A 21,203-nucleotide genomic window follows, 5' to 3' on the forward strand; every position below is an offset into this window, starting at 1 on the left:
CTCCGTCGCCGCACCGGAATTGCGGCGTTCGGCGGACAGTGTGGCGGAATGCGCGGTCCGTCCGGGCGAATGGCGGGGCGGCCATACGGGTGAGATTCGGCCGGCGTCAGCCGCGGAGGGTCTCGGCGATGCCCGGCCGGCGGACGGCGTCGAGCTCCGGATCGGCGAGCAGCGCCTCGATCAGGGCGGTGGTCCCGAAGACCTCGGTCGCACTCAGGTCCACGTCGCTGAGGACGAGCCAACTCCCGTCGGCCGCCCACCAGGTGGCGGGGAACCGGAACTCGGGCGTGGTGTCGTGATGGGTGAGCGCGTCACCGAGCCGGCCCCGCCGGGCGGCCAGCTCCTCACCCGGACGGTTCATCACGGGGGCCTGGGCGGCACCGCACGGAGTGTCGTGCCCCGAGGGCCCGCTCCTCGCCAGGTGCCCGACGAGCCGGGCGAGGGTGGTGCGGTCCAGCTCCGCCGGATCGGGCCCTTCCAGGTCGTCCGCCCCCCGTCACGCCCTCGAAGACCAGGTGCGACAGGGTGCCCGGCCAGTCGGCGAGCCGTCGGCCCTCCCGGGCCAGGACCTGGTCCCAGCGGAGCCGTACACCCTCGTCGTGCACGGGGTGCAGGATCCAGCAGGCGTCCGGGTACCCCGACTCCGGCTCGTAGCCGCAGGGGGCGGCGGTGAGGGCGGCGCGCAGGCCGTCCAGCGGGTCGTCCTCGGCGGCCGGCGTCCATGGGGACTCCACGGTCACGGTCCCTCCTCGGCGGGCAGGCAGTCCTTCCACTCCACCGTACGGTCGCACCAGCGGTGCAGCAGGACCCGGTCGTGGCCGACGGCGAGGAGGCCCGCGCCGGTCTCCTCGCGGTAGGTCTCGACGGCGGCGACCAGGGCGGCCGTGGTGGAGGCGTCGAGCATCGCGGTCATCTCGTCGCAGACCAGCCAGCGGGGGCGCAGCGCCAGGGCCCGCCCCAGGCAGGCGCGCTGGAGCTGGCCGTCGCTGACCTCGTGCGGGCGGCGGCCGAGCAGGTCGGGGGTGAGGCCGACGGCCGGGGCGAGTTCGGCGAGGCGGGCGGCCGCATCGGCTCGCCGGCCGGTGGCCCGGAGGGGCTCGACGAGGAGGTCGGCGAGGGTGAGGCGGGGGTCGGCTGCGGTGCGGGGCTGCTGGAACACGACGCCGACGGCGGTGCGGAGTTCGCGCGGCGCGCGGTGACGCCAGGCCGTGACCTCGGTGCCGTCGAGGACGAGGCGGCCCGCGTCCGGGCGGTGGAGGAGCGCCGCGACCCGGGCGAGGGTGGACTTGCCGCAGCCGCTGGGGCCGAGGAGTCCGACGGACTCGCCGGGGGCGACGGTGAGCGAGGCACCCCGGAAGACGGGGGCGCGGCGGTCGTATCCGGCGGTGACGGTGTCGAGTTCAAGCACGGGGGTGCTCCGGGTGGTGACAGGCCAGGTTGGCCGTGAACTCCGGTCGGGTGGAGCAGAGTTCGGTGGCCAGTGGGCAGCGCGGGGCGAAGGCGCAGCCTTCCGGGAGGGCGGAGAGCTCCGGCGGCATGCCGGGGATCGGGGTGAACGCCCGGTCGGGCAGCGCGTCGAGCAGACCCCGGGCGTAGGGATGCCGGGGGCCGGCGGGGCCGAAGAAGCGGTGGGCGGGGGCGATCTCGACGATGCGGCCCGCGTACATGACGGCGACACGGTCGGCGATGCGCGCGGCGGCGGCCAGGTCGTGGGTGATGAGGAGCAGGGCGCGGCCGTCGTCCGCGTGGCGGCGCAGTTCGTCGACGGTCCGGTCGACGAGGTCGCGGTCGAGGCCGGTGGTCGGCTCGTCGGCGAGCAGCAGCCGCGCGTCGCCGATGAGAGCGAGGGCGGTGGCGGCGCGCTGGGCGAGTCCGCCGGACAGCTCGTGCGGGTACCGGTCGAGGTGTCCGGCCGGGAACGCGGCCCGCTCCGCGGCGTCCTCGGCGGCCTTGCGGCGGGCGCGGCGGGACGTGCCGGTGAGCGCGCGGACGGTCTCCTCCAGCTGGGACCGTACGGTGCGGACGGGGGTGAGGTGGGCGGCGGGGCTCTGCGGGACGAGTCCGACGCGGCGGCCCCGCACGGTGCGGGCGAGGGTCTTCTCGCCGACCGCGAGCAGATCCGTCGCGGCGTCGCCCTCGGGGCCCGCGAGCAGGGCCGTGCCGGACGTCTCGGCGTTGCCGGGGAGCAGCCCGAGGAGGGCGGAGGCCAGCACGGACTTGCCGCAGCCGCTCTCGCCGACGAGGGCGAGGCACTCCCCCGCGCCGAGGTCGAAGCCGGCGTCGCTGACGGCCTCGACGGTCCGCCCGCCGCGCAGCCGGAACCGGACGCTCAGGTCGCGGACGCTGAGGACCGCGTCCTCCGCCCGCCCGGCGGCGACGGCGTCGAGGGCGCGGAGCACGTTCTCTGCGGTCACAGCATGAGCTCCGATCGGCGGCGCGGGTTGAGGCGGTCGCGCCAGACGCCGGCGAGGCCGGCGATGGCGAGGGTCGGGACGATGAGCAGCAGGCCCGGGAAGAGGGTGGGCCAGCCGTATCCGGCGAGGAGCGAGGAGCGGGCGTTCTGGACGAGGTTGCCGAGGCTCGCCTGGTGGCTCGGGAGGCCGAGGCCGAGGAAGGACAGCGCGGACTCGTGCCACATGGCGTGCGGGACCATCAGGACGGCCGCGAGGCCCGCCTGCGGCAGGACGGCGGGCAGCAGATGGCGGACGGCGACGCGCCATCGGGTGGCGCCGCCGGAGATCGCGGCCTCGACGAAGGGCCGGGTGCGCAGGGAGAGGACCTCGGAGCGCACGATCCGGGCGGTGGAGAGCCAGTGGGTGACGGCCACGGAGGCGATCACCGGCCAGACGCCGGGCCGGAAGAGGGCCACCACGAAGATGCCGAGCAGCAGGTGCGGCACGGAGGAGAAGGCGTCGACGAGCCGCATGAGGGTGCGGTCGATCCAGCCGCCGAGCGCCCCGGCGGCCGCGCCGACGGCGGTGCCGACGACGGTGGCCACGAGCGCGGCGACCAGGCCGACGAGCAGCGAGACCCGCAGGCCGTAGACGCAGCGCAGGAGCAGGTCGCGGCCGAGGTCGTCGGTGCCGAAGGGGTGCTCCCAGGACGGCGGGAGGAGCTTCCGCGAGAGGTCGACGGCCTGTTCGTCGAGCTGGACGAGCGGCGGCACGGCCAGGACCGCGAGGAGGACGCCGCCGACGACGAGGGCGGAGCTCCAGAGCCGCAGGCGGTGGGTGCGCGGGTCAGCCATCGAAGCCCACCCTCGGGTCGGCGAGTCCGTAGAGGAGGTCGGAGAGCAGATTGCCGAGGAGGACGGCGGCCGTGGCCAGGACCGTGAGCGCGGCGAGCAGCGGGAAGTCCACGGAGGTGGCGGCCTGGACGGTGGCGGCGGCGATGCCGGGCCAGCTGAAGACGGTCTCCACGAGGAGGGCTCCGGTGATCAGCTCGGGCACGCGGGAGCCGATGAGGGTGAGCATGGGCAGCATTCCGGAGCGGAGGGCGTGGCCGGTGAGGACGGTGGACTCCCGTAGACCGCGGGCGCGGGCGCCGCGTACGGGGTCCTCGTCGAGGGCGTCGCCGACGCCCTGGCGGACGTACAGGAAGAACCAGGGCAGCTGGGAGACGCCGAGGACGAGTGCGGGCAGCACGAGGTGGCGGGCGACCTGGTCGGCGGTGACGGTGTCGCTCGCGGTGTCGGTGAGTCCGCCTGCGGGCAGCACGCCGAGCTGCAGCGCGAAGAACCAGATGGCGAGGAGGCCGAGCCAGAAGGCCGGGGCGGCTTCCAGGGTGTACGCGACCGAGCTGACGGCCCGGTCGATCAGGCCGCCGCGGCGGCGCCCGGCGAGGACGCCGAGGAGGGTGCCGAGGGCGATGGCCACGAGGAACGCGGTGACGGCGAGGAGCACGGACCAGCCGAGCCGTTCGCCGATGACCTCGGCCACGGGCCTGCGCATGACGGCGGAGTCGCCGAGGTCGCCGGTGAGGGCGGAGGTGAGCCACTCCCACCAGCGGGTGAGGAGGGGCCGGTCGACGCCGAGGTTGGCACGGAGCTGGTCGAGGTTGTCCTGGGAGGCGGTGAGTCCGGCGGTGCCGGCGTAGGCCTTGACGGGGTCGAACGGGGAGGCTTCGGCGACGGCGAACACCGCGAAGGTGACGGCGAGGAGGACGGGGACGGCGGCCAGGGCACGCCGTACCGTCATCCGTGCCATGGGCCCCCAGGGGAGGCGGCGCTTCACTTCTTCGTCGCTCCGGCGGGCTTCGGCTTCCAGTTCTCGACGTTCCACCAGGGGCCGGAGGCGAGGCCGTGGTCGTGCGGCTCGGTCTGGGTGCTCGGCCCGTCCCAGTTGTCGTCGACGACGTAGAGGTGGTCGATGTGGGTGAGGAAGGTGTAGCCGGGGTTCTTCACCAGTTCGCGCTGGACGGTGTCGTACGCGGCGCGGCGCTTGGTGAGGTCGTTCGTGCGGCGGCCCTCGTCGAGGGCGCGGTCGACGGTCTTGTTGTCGTACCGGGCCATGTTGTTGAAGCCGTCGCCGGCGAGGCTCGACTTCAGGAGCAGGTACTGGTCGAAGTCGGGGTCGCCGGGTGCGCCGCCGCCCGCGAGGACGGCGTCGGTCTTCATCCGGGGCTCGATGACCTCCCAGGTACCGGCCTGGGCCTTGATGTCGATCCCGGCCTTCTTGGCGTCGGAGACGTACGCGAGGGCGTGGTCCTGGCGGAGCTTGTCGCCGGAGAGGTACCAGAGCGGGAAGGAGGCGCGGACGCCGTTCTTGACGCGGATGCCGTCGGGGCCGGGCTTCCAGCCCGCCTCGTCGAGGATCTTCCGCGCGCCGGCGAGGTCGTGGCGGCGCTCGGTGCCCTTCGCGAACCAGGGGCTGTCGGTGGGGACGGGCCCGTAGGCGGGCTTTCCGGCTCCTTCGAGGATCTTGTCGACCATGGCCCGGCGGTCGACGGCGATGTCGAGGGCGCGGCGGACGTCGGTGTCGCCGGCGACCTCGTTGTGGGTGGGCAGGGTGACCGTGCGGTAGTCGTAGGTCTTCGCCTGCCAGGTCTTCTTCGTCTTGTCGCCCTTGAATCCGGCGGCGAGGTTCGGCGGCAGGACGGCGCCGTCGAGGTCGCCGGCGCGGAGCCGGGTGGCGCGGACGTCGTCGTCCTTGATGATCGCCATGGTGAACTTCTTCACCGCGGGCGCGCCGTTCCAGTAGGTCGGGTTGGCCGTGAAGCTGAGCTTCTCGCCCTTGGACCAGCCGGTGAGGACGTACGGGCCGGTGCCGATCGGCTTGGTGGTGAAGGCGCCGGTGTTGACGTCCTGCTTCGCGGCGACGTGCTCGGGGGCGATGGCGTGGACGGTGCGCTCGGCGAAGGGCGCGTAGGGGTACTTCAGGTGGAAGACGACGGTGTCGTCGCCGACCGCCTCGACGCTCTTGAGGGCGTCGAGCTCGGTGCGCGAGGCGTTGTTCGTCTTCGGGTCGAGGATCGTCCGGTAGGTGAAGACGACGTCCTTGGCCGTGAACGGGGCGCCGTCGCTGAAGGTGACCCCGTCGCGGAGGGTGTACGTGTAGGTGAGCCCGCCGTCGGCGATGTCGGGCAGCTTGGTGGCGAGCGCCGGCTTCAGCCTCATGTCGGCGTCGAAGGCGAGGAGCCCGTCGAAGATCTTGGAGTTGCCGTCCTTGCCGTAGCCGAGGAGGGGGCTGAGGGTCTCGGGCTCGTAGGCGATGCCGACGACCGCGGAATCCTTGGGTCCGCCGGAGGCCCCGGCGGTGGAGCCGGGGTTCGTGCAGGCCGCCGCGGTGAGGGCGGTGGCCCCCGCGAGCGTCGCGGCGGCCGTGCCGCGGAGGAATCGGGCGGTCATCGTGTCCACACCCCTTTTGGAGATCAACTGTTATTGCGAACAGCTTGCAATTAAACAGTATGTAAAGGGGTGTGGACGCGGCGGCCCCTTACAGGGGGCGTGGGACCAGGCGTGAGGGCGGCGCCGGGTCGGCCGGGAGGGCGCCGTACCAGGCCGTATCAGCCGGGGCGGCGCCGTCCCTGCTAGGCCGGCGGCGCCAGGCCGACCAGGGCGGCGATCGCGTCCTGGTGCCGGCCCGTGGAGCCGAGCGCGATCTGGTCCGACTTGGCCCGCTTGAGCGCCAGGTGCGCCGGGTGCTCCCAGGTCATCCCGATTCCGCCGTGCAGCTGGACGCACTCCTCGGCCGCCCGGACGGCGACCCTGGAGCAGTACGCCTGCGCGACGGCCACGATCAGCGGGGCGTCCGTGCTGCCGGTGGCGAGGGCGTCGGCGGCGGCGCGGGCCGCCGCCCGGGCCCCGACCAGGTCGAGCCAGAGCTGGGCCATGCGGTGCTTGAGGGCCTGGAAGGAGCCGACGGGCCGGTTGAACTGGTGGCGCTCGCGGGTGTACCGGACGGTCTCCTCCAGGCACCACTCGGCGAGGCCGAGCTGCTCCGATGCGAGGAGTCCGGCCCCGGCGAGCAACCCGCGCCGGACCGCCGCACGGGCCGCGTGGGGGCCCGCGAGCCGGGCGCCGCTCCCGGCACCGGTGGTGACCGTGGCCAGCGGGCGCGTGAGGTCGAGCGGGGTCTGCGGCTCGACGGTCGCCTCGTCGGCGGGTACGGCGTAGAGACCGTCGGCCCGCGGGACGAGGAACACGTCGGCGGCGCCGGCGTCGGCCACCGCCGCGACCGCCCCACCGAGCGGGAGCTCCGCGTCCGGCGCCGTCGACAGCGGTACGGCGAGGGCCGCGACCGTACGGCCGCCCGCCAGCTCCGCGAGGAGTCCGGCCGCCGCGTCGCTCTCCCCCGCCAGGGCGAGCAGGGTCTCGGTGGCCACCACCGCGCTCGTCAGGTACGGCAGCGGGGTCACCGCGCGGCCCAGCTCCTCCAGGACGACGGCGGCCTCGCGGTGGCTCGCGCCCTGGCCGCCGAGCTTCTCCGGGACGAGGAGTCCGGCGACGCCGATGTCGCCCGCGAGGGACTTCCACAGGCCGGGGACGTAGGGGCTGTCCGTCTCGATCCGGCCAAGGAGGGTCTGGTGGCCGGCCCGGTCGGCGAGCAGGGCGCGGACGGCGGCCCGCAGGTCGTCCTCGGTCTCGGAGTAGAGGAGGTCGAGCGGCTGTTCCGTCAGTTCGGACGATTCCGTCATCGGGCGAGGTCCTTCCAGGCGACGTCCTTGTCGTTGCGGGGCTCGGGCGGCAGGCCCAGGACCCGCTCGGCGACGATGTTGAGCAGCACCTCGCTGGTGCCGCCCTCGATCGAGTTGCCCTTGGACCGCAGATAGCGGTAGCCGGCGTCGCGGCCGGTGAAGTCGACGAGTTCGGGGCGGCACATCTCCCACTCCCCGTACAACAGGCCCTCGTCGCCGAGGAGTTCGACCTCCAGTCCGCTGATGGCCTGGTTGAGGCGGGCGAACGCGAGCTTCATGGCGCTGCCCTCGGGGCCGGGCCGGCCCGCGACGAGCTGCTGGCGGAGCCGCTCCCCGGCGAGCCGGGCGACCTCGGCGTCGACCCAGTGGTCGAGGAGGCGCCGGTGCAGGTCGTGGGTGCGCAGCTCGGGGCGCTCGCGCCAGGTCGTGGCGACCTTCCCGATCATGCCCCCCTCGCGGGGGATGCGGGCTCCGCCGATGGAGACCCGTTCGTTCATGAGGGTGGTCTGGGCGACCCGCCAGCCGTCGCCGACCTCGCCGAGGCGGTGGGCGTCGGGGATGCGGACGCCGGTGAGGAAGACCTCGTTGAACTCGGCCTCGCCGGTGATCTGGCGCAGCGGCCGGACCTCGACACCGGGGTCGGTCATGTCGCAGACGAAGTACGTGATGCCCCGGTGCTTGGGGGCGTCCGGGTCGGTGCGGGCGATGAGGATGGCCCAGCGGGCCGTGTGGGCGCTGGAGGTCCACACCTTCTGCCCGTCCACCACCCAGTCCTCGCCGTCGCGGACGGCCCTCGTGGCGAGCGCGGCGAGGTCGGATCCGGCCCCGGGCTCGCTGAACAGCTGGCACCAGACCTCCTCGCCGACCCACAGCGGACGGAGGAAGCGCTCCTTGACCTCGTCGGTGCCGTGGGCGAGGACGGTGGGGGCCGCCATGCCGAGGCCGATGCCGATCTTGCGCGGGTCGTTGTCGGGGGCTCCGGCGGCGGTGAGTTCGGCGTCGACGACGGCCTGCAGCGCGCGGGGCGCGTCGAGTCCGCCGAGTCCGGCGGGGTAGTGCACCCAGGCGAGGCCGGCGTCGAAGCGGGCGCGCAGGAAGTCGGTGCGGTCGGTGGTGGCGGGCGGGTGCTCGGCCAGCAGCTTCCTGGTGCGTACGAGGAGTTCCTCGGCGTCGGTCATGCGCGGGCTCCTTCCGGGAGGACGACCAGGCGGCCGGTGGTGGTGCCGTCGGCGACGCGCTGAACGGCGTCCGCCGCGCCCGCGAAGGGGACGCGTTCGCCGATGAGGGGCTTGATGAGGCCCTTGGCCGCATAGGCCGTGAGGGTCTCGTGGCAGCGGCCGATCGAGGCGGGGTCCTTCGCCGCGTAGAGGCCCCAGTGGAGGCCGAGGACCGAGTAGTTCTTCACCAGGGCGTGGTTGAGGGCGGGTGCCGGGACCGTGCCGCTCGCGAAGCCGACGATCACGATCCGGCCCTCGAAGGCGACGCACTTCGCGGACTGCTGGTAGGCCTCGCCGCCGACGGGGTCGTAGATCACGTCGGCGCCGCGGCCGCCGGTCGCGGCCTTGACGGCGGCGACGACGTCCTCGGAGCGCCGGTCGATCACCAGGTCGCAGCCGAGCGCGCGGGCCACGGCGGCCTTCTCCGGCCCGCCGACGACCCCGATGACGGTGGCGCCGGCGGCCTTGCCGAGCTGGACGGCGGCGCTGCCGACGCCGCCGGCCGCCGCGTGGACCAGGAGGGTCTCGCCCTCCTGGAGGGCGGCGCGGCGGTGCAGGCCGAACCAGCCGGTCTGGTAGCCGATGTGGAGCGCGGCGGCCTCGGCGTCGTCGAGCGACTCGGGGGCGGGGAGCAGCCCGGCGGCGTCGGCGAGGACGTGGTCGGCGAAGCCGCCGTGCGGGAGGGCGGCGGTGGTGATGACCCTGCGGCCGTCCTCGGTCTCGGCGCAGACCTCCACGCCGGGGGTGAACGGCAGCGGGGGGCGGATCTGGTAGTGGCCGCGGCAGAGCAGCGCGTCGGGGAAGTTGACGTTCGCGGCGCGAACCTTGAGGAGGACCTGGCCGTCGCCGGGCGTGGGCGGTGCCACCTCCTCGCGGCGCATCACCGCGCGCGGTTCCCCGTTCTCGTACACACGCCATGCCTGCATCCGGAAGCCTCCTCCGTACCGAGCGGTCGGTCGCATACTAAGCGGTCGCTTGCTCCGAGGGGAACCGCTCAGCCGGACTTCTTCGGACGGGCGCGGACGTGCATCCGCTCCCCCTGCGGCCCGTAGAGGCTCAGGAACTCCACCGGGCCGTCGGGCGTCGGGCCGAACCAGTGCGGGACGCGGGTGTCGAACTCGGCCGCCTCGCCGGGGCCGAGGACGACATCGTGCTCGCCGAGGACGAGCCGGAGCCTCCCGGAGAGCACGTACAGCCATTCGTACCCCTCGTGGACGCGCGGCTCCGGCTCCTCCTGCTGCGGCTTCTCCTGGACGACCTTGTACGCCTGGAGGCCGCCGGGCTGCCGGGTCAGCGGGTACATCGTGCGGCCGTGCCGCACGATCGGCCTGGCCCGGACCCGGGGGTCGCCCGTCGCCGGGGCGCCGACCAGTTCGTCGAGCGCGACCTGATGGGCGCGGGCGAGCGGGAGGAGCAGTTCGAGGCTGGGCCTGCGCTGCCCGGACTCCAGCCGGGAGAGGGTGCTCACGGAGATTCCGGTGTCCGCGGAGAGCTCGGCCAGGGTCACCCCGCGGTCACGGCGGACCCGGCGGAGGCGGGGGCCGACCTCGTGGAGCACGGCGTCGATGCGATCGTCTTCGGTCATACGTCCAGTTTTGCAGAAACGGCAAGCTCATTTGCTCAGCCCGTGGACTCGGGCGACGCTCGGCCCATGAACGCACACCTGGAGAACGACACGTACGAGGCCGTGGTGGTCGGCGGGGGCGCGGCGGGGCTCAGCGCCGCCCTGCTGCTGGGCCGGTCGCGGCGCCGGACCCTGGTCGTCGACGCCGGCGAGCCGCGGAACGCGCCCACCGCGCACATGCAGGGCGTCCTGTCCCGGGACGGCATGAGCCCCGCCGACTACCTGGCGGCCGGCCGGGCCGAGATCGCCGGGTACGGGGTCGAGCTGCGGACCGGTGAGGTGACGGGCGCGGCACCGGACGGGGACGGCGGGTTCGTCCTCACCCTGGCGGACGGGGAGACGGTCGGCGCGCGGCGGCTCGTCGTCACGACGGGCCTCGTCGACGAGCTCCCGGCCATCGACGGACTGGCCGGGCGTTGGGGACGGGACGTGCTGCACTGCCCGTACTGCCACGGCTGGGAGGTCCGTGACGAGGCGTTCGGGGTGATCGCGCATCCGACGATGCCCGCGCACCAGGCGCTGATGGTGGCGCACTGGTCGAAGGACGTGACCCTGTTCCTGCACACCTCGGCCGAGCCGTCGGAGCACGAGGCGGCGCTCCTGGACGCGGCGGGCGTCCGGGTCGAGCGGGGTGAGGTGGCGGGGTTCGCGGTGGAGGACGACCGGCTGACCGGGGTGCGGCTCGCCGACGGGCGGACCGTGGCCCGCTCGGTGGTCTTCGCGGCGGCGACCCGCCTGGCGGCGCGTGACGGGGTGCTGCGGCAGCTGGGCGCGGAGCTGCGCGAGACCCCGTTCGGGGAGTTCGTGGTGGTGGACGAGGTGGGGCGGACGAGCGTGCCGGGCGTGTGGGCGGCCGGGAACGTGACGGGTCCGCAGGAGCAGGTGGTCAACGCGGTGAGCCGGGGCTACCGGGCCGCGGCCGCGCTCAACAGCGACCTGGTGTTCGGCGACCTGGAGGAGAAGGTGGCCGGTCGGCCGGTCGGATGAACCGCGGCGGTTGAGGCTGCGCCGCGTGGGCCGAGGGACGAGGATCGGTCACGGTGGCCGGTAACGGGACATGGTCCACGGCACCCGGCACCCGGCACCCGGCACCCGGACGACGGCACAGGCACTCCGCACACGGACGACGGCTCACGGAAGGACAGGACACCTCCCATGCTCGGTACGCAGTTCACCAAGGGCTCCCCCTGCTGGATCGACCTCGGCAGCCCGGACACGGAGGCGGCCGCCGCCTTCTACTCCGCCGTCCTCGGCTGGGAGTTCCGCTCGGCGGGTCCCGAGGCCGGCGGATACGGATTCTTCCAGCAGGACGGCAGCACCGTCGCCGCGCTCGGACCGCTCACCGAGGAGGGCGCGTCCAGCGCCTGGACCGTGTACTTCCGGACCCCCGACGCGGACGCCACCGCGAAGGACGCCGTATCCGCGGGCGGCGCCGTACGCCTCGCGCCGTTCGACGTCATGGAGGCGGGCCGGATGGCCGCCCTCACCGACCCGGGCGGCGCGCGGTTCGCGATCTGGCAGCCCGGCACGACCAAGGGCCTCGACCGCACGTCCTCGACGAACACCCTCGTCTGGGTGGAGCTGCACACGGCGGACCCGGAGGGCACCCTGGCCTTCTACCGGACGCTGTTCGGCTGGCGGTCGGCGGAGATGGACGCGCCCGGCATGAGGTACCGGGTCCTCTCGACCGCCGAGGGCGACCAGCAGGACACCTCCTTCGGCGGCGCGGCCGAACTCCAGGACACGAACGAAGGCCCACGCTGGATCGTGTACTTCGCCGTCGAGGACGCGGACGCGATCGTCACCGCGGCCCAGGGCAACGGCGGTTCGGTCCTGATGCCCGCGGCCGACATCCCCGACGTCGGCCGCATCGCCTGGCTCGCCGACCCGTTCGGCGCGGCCTTCGCGGTCCTCAAGCCGGCTCCGATGGGCTGACCGGACAGCACGATCCCCCACCGGCGAAAGTCGATTGCCCGGCCGGTGCCCCGTGGGTAGCGTCCGGATCCATGATCCCTTCGCTGCGCACCGAGCGCCTTGTGCTTCAGCCCTACGTCCCCGAGGACGAGGAGGGGTTCACGGCGCTCTTCCGGGATCCCCGGGTGTCGGCGTGGATGGGGGACGGGCCGGCTCCCGAGGAGGACGTGCGGGCGTTGTTCGGGCGGATCTTCACGAAGGTCTACGCCCAGGAGCTGTTCGCCGTCTGGGCCGTGCGCCGGGACGGGGTACTGGTCGGGCACGCCGAGATCAAGCCGTCCCAGGACGTCGGCGGGCACGAGATCGTGTACGCGCTCGCGCCCGCGGCCTGGGGTTCGGGGCTCGGTACGGAGGTGGCCGAGGCACTCGTGGACCACGGCTTCGGCACGCTCGGCCTGGCCGAGGTGCACGCCACCGTGGCCGAGGCCAACGTCGCTTCGCTGAGGCTGCTCGGCAGGATCGGATTCGAGCACGTCCGCGACATCACCGAGGACGACGGCAGCACCACTCGCGTGCTCACCCGTCGTCCCTGAGGCCCGAGTCCCGAGCCACCAGCCCCTGGCCCCGCCCCGTCAGCGCCCGACCCCGCCCCGTCAGCGCCCGAAGAGCTCGAAGGCCACCGCCGGGCGGCCGCCGAAGCGGGCGGACGCCTGGCCCGTCGCCGCGGTGAGGAAGGACCGGACGTACTGCTCCGGGTCCTCGTCCGTCAGGACCTCGATGTAGGCGCGGTGACAGAGCAGCGAGCGGATCGCGCGGTCCAGACCCGGGGCCGCGTCCACCGCGTGGGTCGGGGTGCTGGACGCCGCGACCGCCACCCAGCGCACCCCGTTCCAGGGCTCCAGTCCCTGGTCGGCGAGCTCGGGGAAGATCCAGCGGTTGCCCGCGTCCCCCGCCGCGTCGAGCGTGGCCCGGCCCACGGCCACGTGGTCGGGGGTGTTCCAGGGGGCGCCGGGACTCCCGCCCCAGGTGTCACGGTGGTTGAGGGTGATGACCAACTCCGGGCGGTGCCTGCGGATCGCCGCCGCGATGTCACGGCGCAGCCCGAGCCCGTACTCGATCACACCGTCACGGTGGTCGAGGAACTCCACCGTGTCCACGCCGACGACCGCGGCGCTGTCCCGCTGCTCCCGCTCGCGCAGCGGGCCGCAGGCGTCCGGGGCGATCGTGTCGATGCCGGCCTCACCGCGGGTCGCGAGGACGTAGGCCACTTCCTTCCCGGCGTCCGTCCAGGCGGCGACGGCCGCCGCGCAGCCGTACTCCAGGTCGTCGGGGTGGGCGACGACGGCGAGGGCGCGCTGCCAGTCGCCGGGCATCTCCGCGAGGTCCGTGACATCGGTTCCGGTCATGACCGCAGGATACGGGCCGCCTCCGACGCGCTCGGGCGGAACGCTCCGGAAAGGATCACCGAACGCGACACGTTCCTGGGCCGGTCGGGGTTGAGTCCCCGGCGCACCGCGAGCGCGACCGCGAGCCGCTGGGCGCGGACGAGCGCGGCGACCGGGTCGATCGCGTCGGCCGCGAACAGGGCACCGGTGGACTCCACTTCGTCCTTGAGCCCCGAGGGCGCGGGGCCGAGGCACCACACGAGGCTGGACCGGTCGCTGATGCTGATCGGGCCGTGGCGATACTCCATCGCCGCGTACGACTCCGTCCAGACGCGGGCCACCTCGCGCAGTTTGAGGGCGGCCTCGTCGGCGAGCCCGACGGTCCATCCGGCGCCGAGGAAGGTGAACTGGCCGCGCCGCTCCCACGCGGCGGGCAGCCGCTCGTAGAGGACGAGTTCGGCGTCGGCGATGGCGGGTCCCAGGTCCACCCCGAGTCCCGCGCGCAGGAGTTGGAGGGCCGTGGTCGCGAACCGCGTCTGGACGACGGAGCGTTCGTCGGCGAACCCGAGGTCGAGGACCCGGTCGGCGAGCTGCCCCGCGGGGCTGTCGGGCACTCCGGTGAGGACCAGGGTCGGGACGCGCCCCGCCGCGCCGGCGAGGAGCTGGACGACCTCCGTGGTGGTACCGGAGCGGGTGAGGGCCACGACGCGGTCGTAACCGCGCCCGAGCGGTGTGGAGTCGGAGGCGGGGAACGCGTCGGTCTCGCCCGCGCCGAGGGACTCGCGCAGCGCCGCGTAGGCGCGGGCGATGAAGTACGAGGTGCCGCAGCCGACCACCGCCACCCGCTCGCCGCGGGCCGGCAGCAGGCCGGCGTCACGGTCGGCGATCTCGGCGGCGCGGCGCCAGCAGTCGGGCTGGCCGGCGATCTCCGCGCTGACGTGGGTGCTCATGTCCGGGTCCTCTCCTCGGCAGGCCCCCGCACGGGACCCGGACCGAGTTCTACCGGGATCCGTCCGGTGCACTCCATGAGCAGGGGAGGTCCAGCCCTTGGACTTTTGCGCGCCACCGCCGGCCGCACGCTGCCCTTCCCCCGGCGATCAGATCTCGTCGCGGGCGAGCGCGAGCAGCCGGTCCAGGACGCGCGGTCCCCCGGCCCGTACCCCGTCGTGCTCGAACTCGTCCGTGACCCAGCTGCGCAGGCCGCGGATCGTGCGCGCGGTGTCGAGGGAGTGGCCGGTGTCCACGTACATGTCGTCGTGGTAGACGGCCGCGGCGACCGGGACCCGGTTGTCGGCGAGGCGCTCGGGGTCGTACAGCGGGGTCCAGTCGGTGCGGGCGGCGAGGAGTTCCGCCGTCTCGCGGAGCGGGCGCAGGGCGGGGTCGGTGGTGAAGTGCCAGGGGTGGACGGTCTCGCCGGTGAAGAGCGGCGGCCGTCCCTCGGCGAGCGCGGCGCGGGCGTCGAACTCGGGGTGTTCGGCGCGGACCCGCTCGGCCGCCCAGTCGGTGGGGCCCTTCCCCTGGGCGTAGATGGCCTCGTGGAGCACGGCGTGCAGCGGGTGTCCGGCGTACGACAGGTGGGCCTGGACCTGCTCCAGGAAGGCGTCGGCGAGCGCGGGCCCGCCGGGGGTGGGGACGAACGCGCCTTCGAGGAGCAGATGGAGCTGGTGGGTGCCGTCGCCGGAGCCGAGGAGGATGCCGAGGGACTGGAAGGCCTCGGGGGTGAGCAGGCCGCCGCCGGGCAGGGTGACCTCGTGGTCGAGGAGGTGGGCGACGATGGCGCGGGCCCGCTCGGCGTCCTGCGGGTAGCGGGCGTAGTGGGCCTCGTTCTTGCGCCGGATCCGCGGGTAGGCGGCGCGGTAGACCTCGTCGGCGGTGGCGTGCAGGGACGGCAGACCGCCGGTGATCAGGACCCGCTCCAGGCCCTGGGGCGCGGTCGAGAGGTAGTGGACGGCGCAGAAGCCGCCGAAGCTCTGGCCGAGGGCGGTCCAGGGGGCGCCGCCGGTGAGCCGGCGGCGGATGAGCTCGCAGTCCTCGACGATCGAGTCGGCGCGGAAGTGGGTGAGGTACTCGGCCTGCTCGGCGGGGGTGCCGCGGAGCGGCAGGGTCTGGCGGTTGGCGGGGGTCGAGCGGCCGGTGCCCCGCTGGTCGAGGAGGAGGACGCGGAACTCCTGGACGGCCCGGCCGAGCCAGGCCTGCGGGCCGATGAACCGGCGGGCGCCGAAGCCGGGACCGCCCTCCAGGTAGACCAGCCAGGGGAGCTGCTCGCGGCCCGGGCCGGCGTTGCCGCTCGCGACGACCTCACGGCCGAAGACCTCGATCCGCTCGCCGTCGGGGCGGGCGTGGTCGAGGGGGACGGGGAAGCGGTGGTCGGTGAGGACGAGTCCGGGCTGCCGGTAGGTGGTCACGCTGTCGCTGCTCCTGTTCGGTACGCCCCCGCCAGGACAGTGGATCACATGGCGGGGGCGTACCGGAGGAGGGGCGTCAGGAGGTCGGGAAGTTGTCCGCCGTCCTGACGCGGTCCCGGATCCAGACGCCGGCGGGCTTCAGCGAGCCGGTGCCCGCCCAGGGGCCGCCGGCGTCGCAGGTGCCGGTCTTGAAGACGGCGCCGCTGCGCTCGTCGTCGGAGAAGTTCCAGTTGACCCAGCTGATCTTCTTGCTGGCCATGAGGTCGAGGAACCGCTGCGACATGGCGAAGTCGTTGCTGCCCTCGCCGGCGTAGTTCTGGGTGCCGAACTCGGTGACGAAGACGGGCAGCTTGTCGGCGGCGCGGGAGAGAGTGTTCAGGTACTCGTCGCGGTGCGAGAACGCGTAGAAGTGGAAGGTGTACATGATGTTGGTCGCGTTCACCGGGTTGGACACGACCTCGGACTCGTTCGCGCCGTCGGAGACTCCGAACGAGGACCACGCGCGCGTGCCGACGAGGATCGGGGTCTCGGCGTCCTTGGCGCGGATGACCGGGATGAGCTGCTCGGCGTAGCTCTTGACGCGGGACCAGGCGACGCCGTTGGGCTCGTTGGCGATCTCGTACAGCAGGTTGGTCTTGGAGCCGTGGCGCTGGGCGATCTCGGTGAAGAAGGTCTTGGCGCGGGCGAGGTTGTAGTGCGGGTCGCCCGGGTCGAGCATGTGCCAGTCGACGATGACGTACATGCCGCGCGCGGTGGCCTGCTCGATGAGGGAGTGGGCGAGGTCGGTGTACTTGCGCGGGTCGGTCTCGTAGCCCTCCTCCTGGACGTACGTGGAGACGCGCAGGACGTCGGCGTTCCAGTCCTTGGCGAGGGCGTCGAGCGAGCCGCCGGTCAGGCACTGGCTGTACCACTGGGTGCCGTGGCTGGACATGCCGCGCAGCTGGATCGGCTTGTCGTACGTGTTGCAGAGCTTGGTGCCGCAGACCTTGAGCTGGCCGTTGATCGCGGCGGGGGTCGTGCCGGTGGGCGGCTGGGTGGTGGCGCCGTCGACCTTGATGTGGTCGACGTTGGGGCCGCCGTTGGCGGTGGTGGCGGTGGCGCGGATGGTGTTGGCGCCGGCCTTGAGGGTGGTGGTGACGGTGGTGGTCGCCCAGGTGGTCCAGGCGCCGGTGCCGGCGAAGGACCTGCCGGAGGCGGCGACGGCGCCGTTGACGGCGATGTCCATGGGGCGGTCGGTGGTGGTGCCGTTGGCGTAGCGCAGGGTGAGGGTCGCGGGGCCCGCCTGGGCGGCGTTGACGTTCCACTGGACGTAACTGCCGGTGGCGTTTTCGTAGTTGACGAATCCGTCGCCGGTGAATCCGGTGTGGTTGGACTCGACGGCGCCCCGGGAGACGGTGGCCGCCTCCGCCTCGTAGGTGACGGGGGCGGCGGTCGCGGTGGGCGGCGTGACGGCGAGGCCGAGGAGCAGCGCGCCGAGGGCGGTTCCGGCGACGCCGAGGCGTCGGACGCCCGGTCGATGGCCGACGCGGGTGCGGAGTCGTGCGGATCGTGCCGAAGTCATGGGGGTCTCCACGGAACGACGAACGAGGCCTTGGGGAAGGCCGAGGGATGCTGACGAAAGCGCGTCTGGACTGGAAGGAAACTTTCCTAACGGATGAATAGCAGGGCCTCGAACCGCCTCGCAAGGGTCATGACAAGAGACGCAGTTCAGCGGGCTGACGGTGAGGGACCTCCGAACTCAGCGCGGGACGAGCCCTTTCGTCACGAGATAGTTCCGCGCCACGTCCTCCGGGAGGCGCCGCCAGCTGTCCACCTGTTCGTTGAGCCGCGCCAGATCGGCCGTGGTCAGGACCGTGTTGAGACGGGACAGCGCCCGGGTGACGCGCTCGCCGCCGGCCCGGGCGCGGTTGACGACGGGCACCACGTGGTCGGCGTTCTGCAGGCGTTTGTCGTCGGCGAGCAGGACGAGCCCGAACGCGTCGAGTGTGGCGTCGGTGGTCGTGGTGAGCACCAGCTGGTCCTGGCCGTTCTGGACGGCCTGTTTGGCCGGGGTGGTGCCGACGCCCTTGGGGTCGACGGCGGTGATGTCGATGCCGTAGACCTCGCGCAGACCGGGGGCGCAGTACGGCCGCCGGACGCATTCGTCACCGGCCGCCAGGCGGATCGGGAGGCCGGTGCCGCCGAGGTCGCTGAGGGTCTTCAGCCGGTGGGCGGCGGCGAACTCGGCGGTGACGGCGAAGGCGTTCTGGTCGACGGCCCGGCCCGCGTCGAGGACGGTGAGGCCGCGGGGGGTGGCCAGCCCGCGGAGGGCTTTCATCGTGGCGACCGGGTCGGGCGAGCCGACGGTCGGGGCGTCGGCCCCGTTGACCTTGGCGTTCAGCCAGTCGGCGAAGGTCGCCGCGTACTCCGCCACGACATCGATCTGACCGCGCTCCAGGGCCGGTTCGTACAGCTCGCGATTGGTGACGGAGAGGATCTTCGTCCCGTACCCGGCGTCCTCGAGGAGCAGGGCGTACATCTGGGCCAGCAGGTCGCTCTCGGTGAACCCGGCCGAGCCGATCGTCAGCCGGCGGCTGTCGCCCGGTGGTGCCGTGACCTCGCCCTGGGCCTCCAGGGAGGGTCCCGTCGCACAGCCGCCGAGGAAGGCGCAGGCCGCCAGGAGGAGACCGAGGGCGGCGCCCCGGGGCGGGCGGGGCGGTCCGCTCACCGGCCGCTCCCCCGGGCGCCGACGGGGGCGAGGCGCTGGACGCCCTCGAAGACCCCTTCCACGAGCAGCGCGAGGACGGCGACGAGGCACGCGCCGGCGACGACCTGTGGGGTGGAGGCGAGGTTGAACCCGGCCGTGATGATCCGGCCGAGCCCGCCGCCGCCGGCGAGCGCGGCCACGGAGGCGGTGGCGACGAGCTGGACGGCGGCGATCCGCACACCGGTCAGGATCAGCGGCAGCGCGAGCGGCACCTCCACCAGGGTCAGGGTCTGGCGGCCCGTCATGCCCATGCCCCGGGCGGCCCGGACGACGTCGCGGTCGACGCCGCGCATCCCGACGTACGCGTTGGTCAGCAGCGGGGGCACGGCGAACAGGACGAGCGCGATGATCGTCGGCCACTCGCCGTACGAGCCGATCGGGCTGAGGAGGAGCAGGACGAGGACGGCGAAGGTGGGAACGGCCCGGCCGACGTTGGAGAGGTTCACGGCGAGCGCGCCGCCCTTGCCGAGGTGCCCGAGGACGAGCGCGACGGGCAGGGCGATCGCACAGCTGATGGCGAGGCAGACGACGGTGAGGAAGAGGTGCTCGGCGAGCCGGTGCCAGACGCCGTTCTCGCCGGACCAGTGCGCGGAGGTGGTGAGCCAGGACCAGGCGTCGGCGAGGGTGGTCATGCGGCCTGTCCGCGGGTCCAGGGGGTGAGCAGCCGTTGCGCGCCGAGGAGGAGCAGGTCGGCGGCGACCGCGATCACGACGCAGAGCACGGAGGCGGTGAGCACCTGGGCCTTGAAGTAGGTGTTCATGCCCGAGTAGATGAGGTTGCCGAGTCCGCCGTGGCCGACGATCGCGCCGATCGTGACGAGGGAGACGGCCGAGACGGTGGCGATCCGGAGGCCGGCCATGGCGGCGGGCACGGCGAGCGGCAGCTCGACGGCGAGCAGCAGCCGGACCGGACCGTATCCCAGGCCGCGGGCGGCCTGGCGGGTCTCCTCGGGGACGGCGCGGAGCCCGGCCAGGATGTTCCGGACGAGGAGCGTGAGGGAGTACAGGACGAGCCCGGCCACGACCAGGGAGGCGGACAGCCCGTACACGGGCAGGAGCAGCGAGAACATCGCGAGCGCCGGAATCGTGTACAGGAGCGTGGTGACCCCGAGGACGGGCCCGGCCGCCCAGCGCCACCGGCGGGCGGCGATCGCGAGGGGGAGGGCGAGCACCAGGCCGAGGGCGACGGAGACGGCCGTCAGCTGGAGGTGCTGGACGACGGCATCGCCGAGGATCTCGCTCCGGGTGGAGAGATAGGCGCCGCAGACCCACTCGTTGCGGGCGAGGCAGTCGTCGGGCGGCGGCGCGGTCACCCTCCCATTCGAGGCGGTACGGGACCGCCGCGCACGCGGGCCGGTCCGTTCGGGGGCGGGGACGGTGCCGGACGGCTACGCCGGCGCCCGGGTGACGCCGGTCAGCGGCTCTCCTGGAGCACCGACAGGACGTTTCCCGCCGGGTCCGTGAACCACGCGATGGCCGGTCCGCCGTCGACCCGCACGATGCCCTTCGCGTCCGCCTCGAATCCCTCGTAGCGCTCCAGGGTCACCCCGCGCCCCGTCAGGTCGTCCACGGCCCGGTCGATGTCGTCGACCGCGAAGTTGAGGATCGTGAAGGAGGCGGGGGTGTGGTCGTCCTTCGGATAGACGAAGACCCGGGCCCCGCCCGCCAGGGTGAGGAAGAGCATCCGCATGTCGTCCTGCCCCTCCTCGCCCACCTCCAGACCGAGGGTCTCGCCGTAGAAGCGCCGGGCGGCGTCCAGGTCGTCGACCGAGAAACCGCTGAATGCGGGGGTGTCGCCGAACATGGCGTGCTCCTTTCCGGGGGCCCGTTCCGGGCACCCCTTCCAGGATCCGCCGAGTGTCCGCCGCCCGCCGCTCAGGCTGTGGCTGGGGGCTGAGGCCGGGACCGGGACCGGGGCCGGGGCCGGGGCCGGGGCGTGGGTCGCTCAGGGCGCGATCGGCAGCTGCCGCTTGTGCTCGGTGAGCTCGTAGCGGCGCACGATCGTGGCGAAGGCGGCCTCGGCGACCGGCTTGCCCTCCAGGAAGTCGTCGATGTCGTCGTACGTGACACCGAGGGCGTCCTCGTCGGGCTTGCCCGGGTCCAGCGTCTCCAGGTCGGCCGTGGGGGTCTTCCAGACCAGCTCGGCCGGGGCGCCGAGCTCGGCCGCGACCGCGCGGACGCGCCGCTTGGTCAGTCCGGTGAGCGGGACGACGTCGGCGGCGCCGTCGCCGAACTTGGTGAAGAAGCCGGAGACGGCCTCGGCGGCGTGGTCGGTGCCGACGACGAGCCCGTCGTGGGCTCCGGCGACCGCGTACTGGGCGATCATCCGCTGGCGTGCCTTGATGTTGCCCTGCACGAAGTCCTGGTGGTGGGCGTCGCGGAAGGTCACGCCACCGGCGCGGGCGGCCTCCAGGGCCGCGTCGCTCGCGGCCTTGACGTCCACGGTGAGGACCTCGTCGGCGCGGATGAAGCCGAGCGCGGTCTGCGCGTCCTTCTCGTCGGCCTGCACGCCGTACGGCAGGCGCATCGCGTAGAAGGTGGCCTCGTGTCCGGCGGCGCGGGCCCGCTCCACGGCGAGCTGGCAGAGGCGTCCGGCGGTGGTGGAGTCGACGCCGCCGCTGATGCCGAGGACGAGGGAGCGCAGGCCCGTGGAGGTGAGGCGCTCGGTCAGGAAGGCCACGCGGCGCTCGATCTCGACCCGCGGGTCGAAGGTCTCGGTCACCTGGAGGTCCCGGGCGATCTGCTGCTGGAGGGCGGTGGACGCCGGGTCGGTCACGGG

Annotated in this window: 23 protein-coding genes; 3 read left to right on the forward strand and 20 right to left on the reverse strand. The window is 73.6% G+C overall.

Annotated elements, in window-relative coordinates:
* Positions 1-106 precede the first annotated feature (106 nt).
* From ACIP8Z_RS09110 to ACIP8Z_RS09160, 11 genes are all read right to left on the reverse strand, one after another.
* Complete coding sequence (locus ACIP8Z_RS09110; protein WP_402080640.1) at positions 107-361, reverse strand: hypothetical protein; 255 nt, start codon at positions 359-361, stop codon at positions 107-109.
* Positions 345-740 (reverse strand): hypothetical protein, encoded by a 396-nt coding sequence (locus tag ACIP8Z_RS09115; protein ID WP_402080643.1) that lies wholly within the window; start codon positions 738-740, stop codon positions 345-347. The genes ACIP8Z_RS09110 and ACIP8Z_RS09115 overlap by 17 nt, the downstream gene beginning before the upstream one ends.
* A complete protein-coding gene (locus tag ACIP8Z_RS09120; RefSeq protein ID WP_402080646.1) occupies positions 737-1,408 on the reverse strand; it encodes an ABC transporter ATP-binding protein in 672 nt (223 codons plus the stop codon). Before ACIP8Z_RS09120 ends, ACIP8Z_RS09115 begins: the two co-directional genes overlap by 4 nt.
* The gene (locus tag ACIP8Z_RS09125; RefSeq protein ID WP_402080648.1) at positions 1,401-2,414 is read right to left on the reverse strand and encodes an ABC transporter ATP-binding protein; all 1,014 of its coding nucleotides are present in this window, start codon (positions 2,412-2,414) and stop codon (positions 1,401-1,403) included. The genes ACIP8Z_RS09120 and ACIP8Z_RS09125 overlap by 8 nt, the downstream gene beginning before the upstream one ends.
* Positions 2,411-3,247, reverse strand: coding sequence for an ABC transporter permease (locus ACIP8Z_RS09130; RefSeq protein WP_402080651.1), 837 nt, complete (start codon positions 3,245-3,247; stop codon positions 2,411-2,413). The genes ACIP8Z_RS09125 and ACIP8Z_RS09130 overlap by 4 nt, the downstream gene beginning before the upstream one ends.
* Positions 3,240-4,232 (reverse strand): ABC transporter permease, encoded by a 993-nt coding sequence (locus ACIP8Z_RS09135; protein WP_402080654.1) that lies wholly within the window; start codon positions 4,230-4,232, stop codon positions 3,240-3,242. The genes ACIP8Z_RS09130 and ACIP8Z_RS09135 overlap by 8 nt, the downstream gene beginning before the upstream one ends.
* Entirely contained in the window at positions 4,229-5,845 is a 1,617-nt protein-coding gene (locus tag ACIP8Z_RS09140) for an ABC transporter substrate-binding protein (RefSeq protein WP_402080657.1), read from the reverse strand. Before ACIP8Z_RS09140 ends, ACIP8Z_RS09135 begins: the two co-directional genes overlap by 4 nt.
* A gap of 182 nt (positions 5,846-6,027) precedes the next feature.
* Complete coding sequence (locus ACIP8Z_RS09145) at positions 6,028-7,134, reverse strand: acyl-CoA dehydrogenase family protein (protein ID WP_402080659.1); 1,107 nt, start codon at positions 7,132-7,134, stop codon at positions 6,028-6,030.
* Positions 7,131-8,312 carry an acyl-CoA dehydrogenase family protein gene (locus tag ACIP8Z_RS09150; protein WP_402080662.1) on the reverse strand — a complete coding sequence of 394 codons (1,182 nt, stop codon included), beginning with the start codon at positions 8,310-8,312 and terminating at the stop codon, positions 7,131-7,133. Before ACIP8Z_RS09150 ends, ACIP8Z_RS09145 begins: the two co-directional genes overlap by 4 nt.
* Positions 8,309-9,277: an NADPH:quinone oxidoreductase family protein gene (locus ACIP8Z_RS09155; protein ID WP_402080665.1), complete on the reverse strand. Its 969-nt coding sequence runs from the start codon at positions 9,275-9,277 to the stop codon at positions 8,309-8,311. The genes ACIP8Z_RS09150 and ACIP8Z_RS09155 overlap by 4 nt, the downstream gene beginning before the upstream one ends.
* A 68-nt stretch (positions 9,278-9,345) precedes the next feature.
* Positions 9,346-9,936, reverse strand: a complete 591-nt coding sequence (locus tag ACIP8Z_RS09160) for a helix-turn-helix domain-containing protein (RefSeq protein WP_402080668.1) — start codon at positions 9,934-9,936, stop codon at positions 9,346-9,348.
* Between the two features lie 66 nt (positions 9,937-10,002).
* On the opposite strand from ACIP8Z_RS09160, the gene ACIP8Z_RS09165 reads away from it, so the two are divergent.
* The 3 genes from ACIP8Z_RS09165 (at position 10,003) to ACIP8Z_RS09175 (ending at position 12,482) form a co-directional block, all read left to right on the forward strand.
* The gene (locus ACIP8Z_RS09165) at positions 10,003-10,962 is read left to right on the forward strand and encodes an NAD(P)/FAD-dependent oxidoreductase (RefSeq protein ID WP_402080671.1); all 960 of its coding nucleotides are present in this window, start codon (positions 10,003-10,005) and stop codon (positions 10,960-10,962) included.
* Positions 10,963-11,130: 168 nt separating this feature from the next.
* Positions 11,131-11,910 carry a VOC family protein gene (locus ACIP8Z_RS09170; RefSeq protein WP_402080673.1) on the forward strand — a complete coding sequence of 260 codons (780 nt, stop codon included), beginning with the start codon at positions 11,131-11,133 and terminating at the stop codon, positions 11,908-11,910.
* A gap of 71 nt (positions 11,911-11,981) precedes the next feature.
* Entirely contained in the window at positions 11,982-12,482 is a 501-nt protein-coding gene (locus tag ACIP8Z_RS09175; protein ID WP_402080676.1) for a GNAT family N-acetyltransferase, read from the forward strand.
* 60 nt (positions 12,483-12,542) lie between these two features.
* On the opposite strand, the gene ACIP8Z_RS09180 is transcribed toward ACIP8Z_RS09175, so the two are convergent.
* From ACIP8Z_RS09180 to nadE, 9 genes are all read right to left on the reverse strand, one after another.
* Positions 12,543-13,295, reverse strand: a complete 753-nt coding sequence (locus tag ACIP8Z_RS09180) for a PIG-L deacetylase family protein (RefSeq protein ID WP_402080678.1) — start codon at positions 13,293-13,295, stop codon at positions 12,543-12,545.
* Complete coding sequence (locus ACIP8Z_RS09185; protein WP_402080681.1) at positions 13,292-14,224, reverse strand: SIS domain-containing protein; 933 nt, start codon at positions 14,222-14,224, stop codon at positions 13,292-13,294. The genes ACIP8Z_RS09180 and ACIP8Z_RS09185 overlap by 4 nt, the downstream gene beginning before the upstream one ends.
* Positions 14,225-14,371: 147 nt before the next feature.
* Positions 14,372-15,679: an alpha/beta fold hydrolase gene (locus ACIP8Z_RS09190; RefSeq protein WP_402080684.1), complete on the reverse strand. Its 1,308-nt coding sequence runs from the start codon at positions 15,677-15,679 to the stop codon at positions 14,372-14,374.
* A 76-nt stretch (positions 15,680-15,755) separates the two neighbouring features.
* Entirely contained in the window at positions 15,756-17,240 is a 1,485-nt protein-coding gene (locus ACIP8Z_RS09195) for a cellulase family glycosylhydrolase (protein ID WP_402080686.1), read from the reverse strand.
* A 177-nt stretch (positions 17,241-17,417) separates the two neighbouring features.
* Positions 17,418-18,338, reverse strand: a complete 921-nt coding sequence (locus ACIP8Z_RS09200) for an ABC transporter substrate-binding protein (RefSeq protein WP_402080858.1) — start codon at positions 18,336-18,338, stop codon at positions 17,418-17,420.
* A 44-nt stretch (positions 18,339-18,382) separates the two neighbouring features.
* The gene (locus ACIP8Z_RS09205) at positions 18,383-19,057 is read right to left on the reverse strand and encodes an ABC transporter permease (RefSeq protein WP_402080689.1); all 675 of its coding nucleotides are present in this window, start codon (positions 19,055-19,057) and stop codon (positions 18,383-18,385) included.
* Positions 19,054-19,737, reverse strand: coding sequence for an ABC transporter permease (locus ACIP8Z_RS09210; RefSeq protein WP_402080692.1), 684 nt, complete (start codon positions 19,735-19,737; stop codon positions 19,054-19,056). The genes ACIP8Z_RS09205 and ACIP8Z_RS09210 overlap by 4 nt, the downstream gene beginning before the upstream one ends.
* A 101-nt stretch (positions 19,738-19,838) precedes the next feature.
* Positions 19,839-20,228, reverse strand: coding sequence for a VOC family protein (locus ACIP8Z_RS09215; protein WP_319314255.1), 390 nt, complete (start codon positions 20,226-20,228; stop codon positions 19,839-19,841).
* Positions 20,229-20,369: 141 nt separating this feature from the next.
* Positions 20,370-21,200 carry an ammonia-dependent NAD(+) synthetase gene (gene nadE / locus ACIP8Z_RS09220; RefSeq protein WP_402080695.1) on the reverse strand — a complete coding sequence of 277 codons (831 nt, stop codon included), beginning with the start codon at positions 21,198-21,200 and terminating at the stop codon, positions 20,370-20,372.
* Positions 21,201-21,203 lie beyond the last annotated feature (3 nt).

Source organism: Streptomyces sp. NPDC088553, assembly GCF_044752965.1.
In the GTDB taxonomy this organism is placed as follows: domain Bacteria; phylum Actinomycetota; class Actinomycetes; order Streptomycetales; family Streptomycetaceae; genus Streptomyces.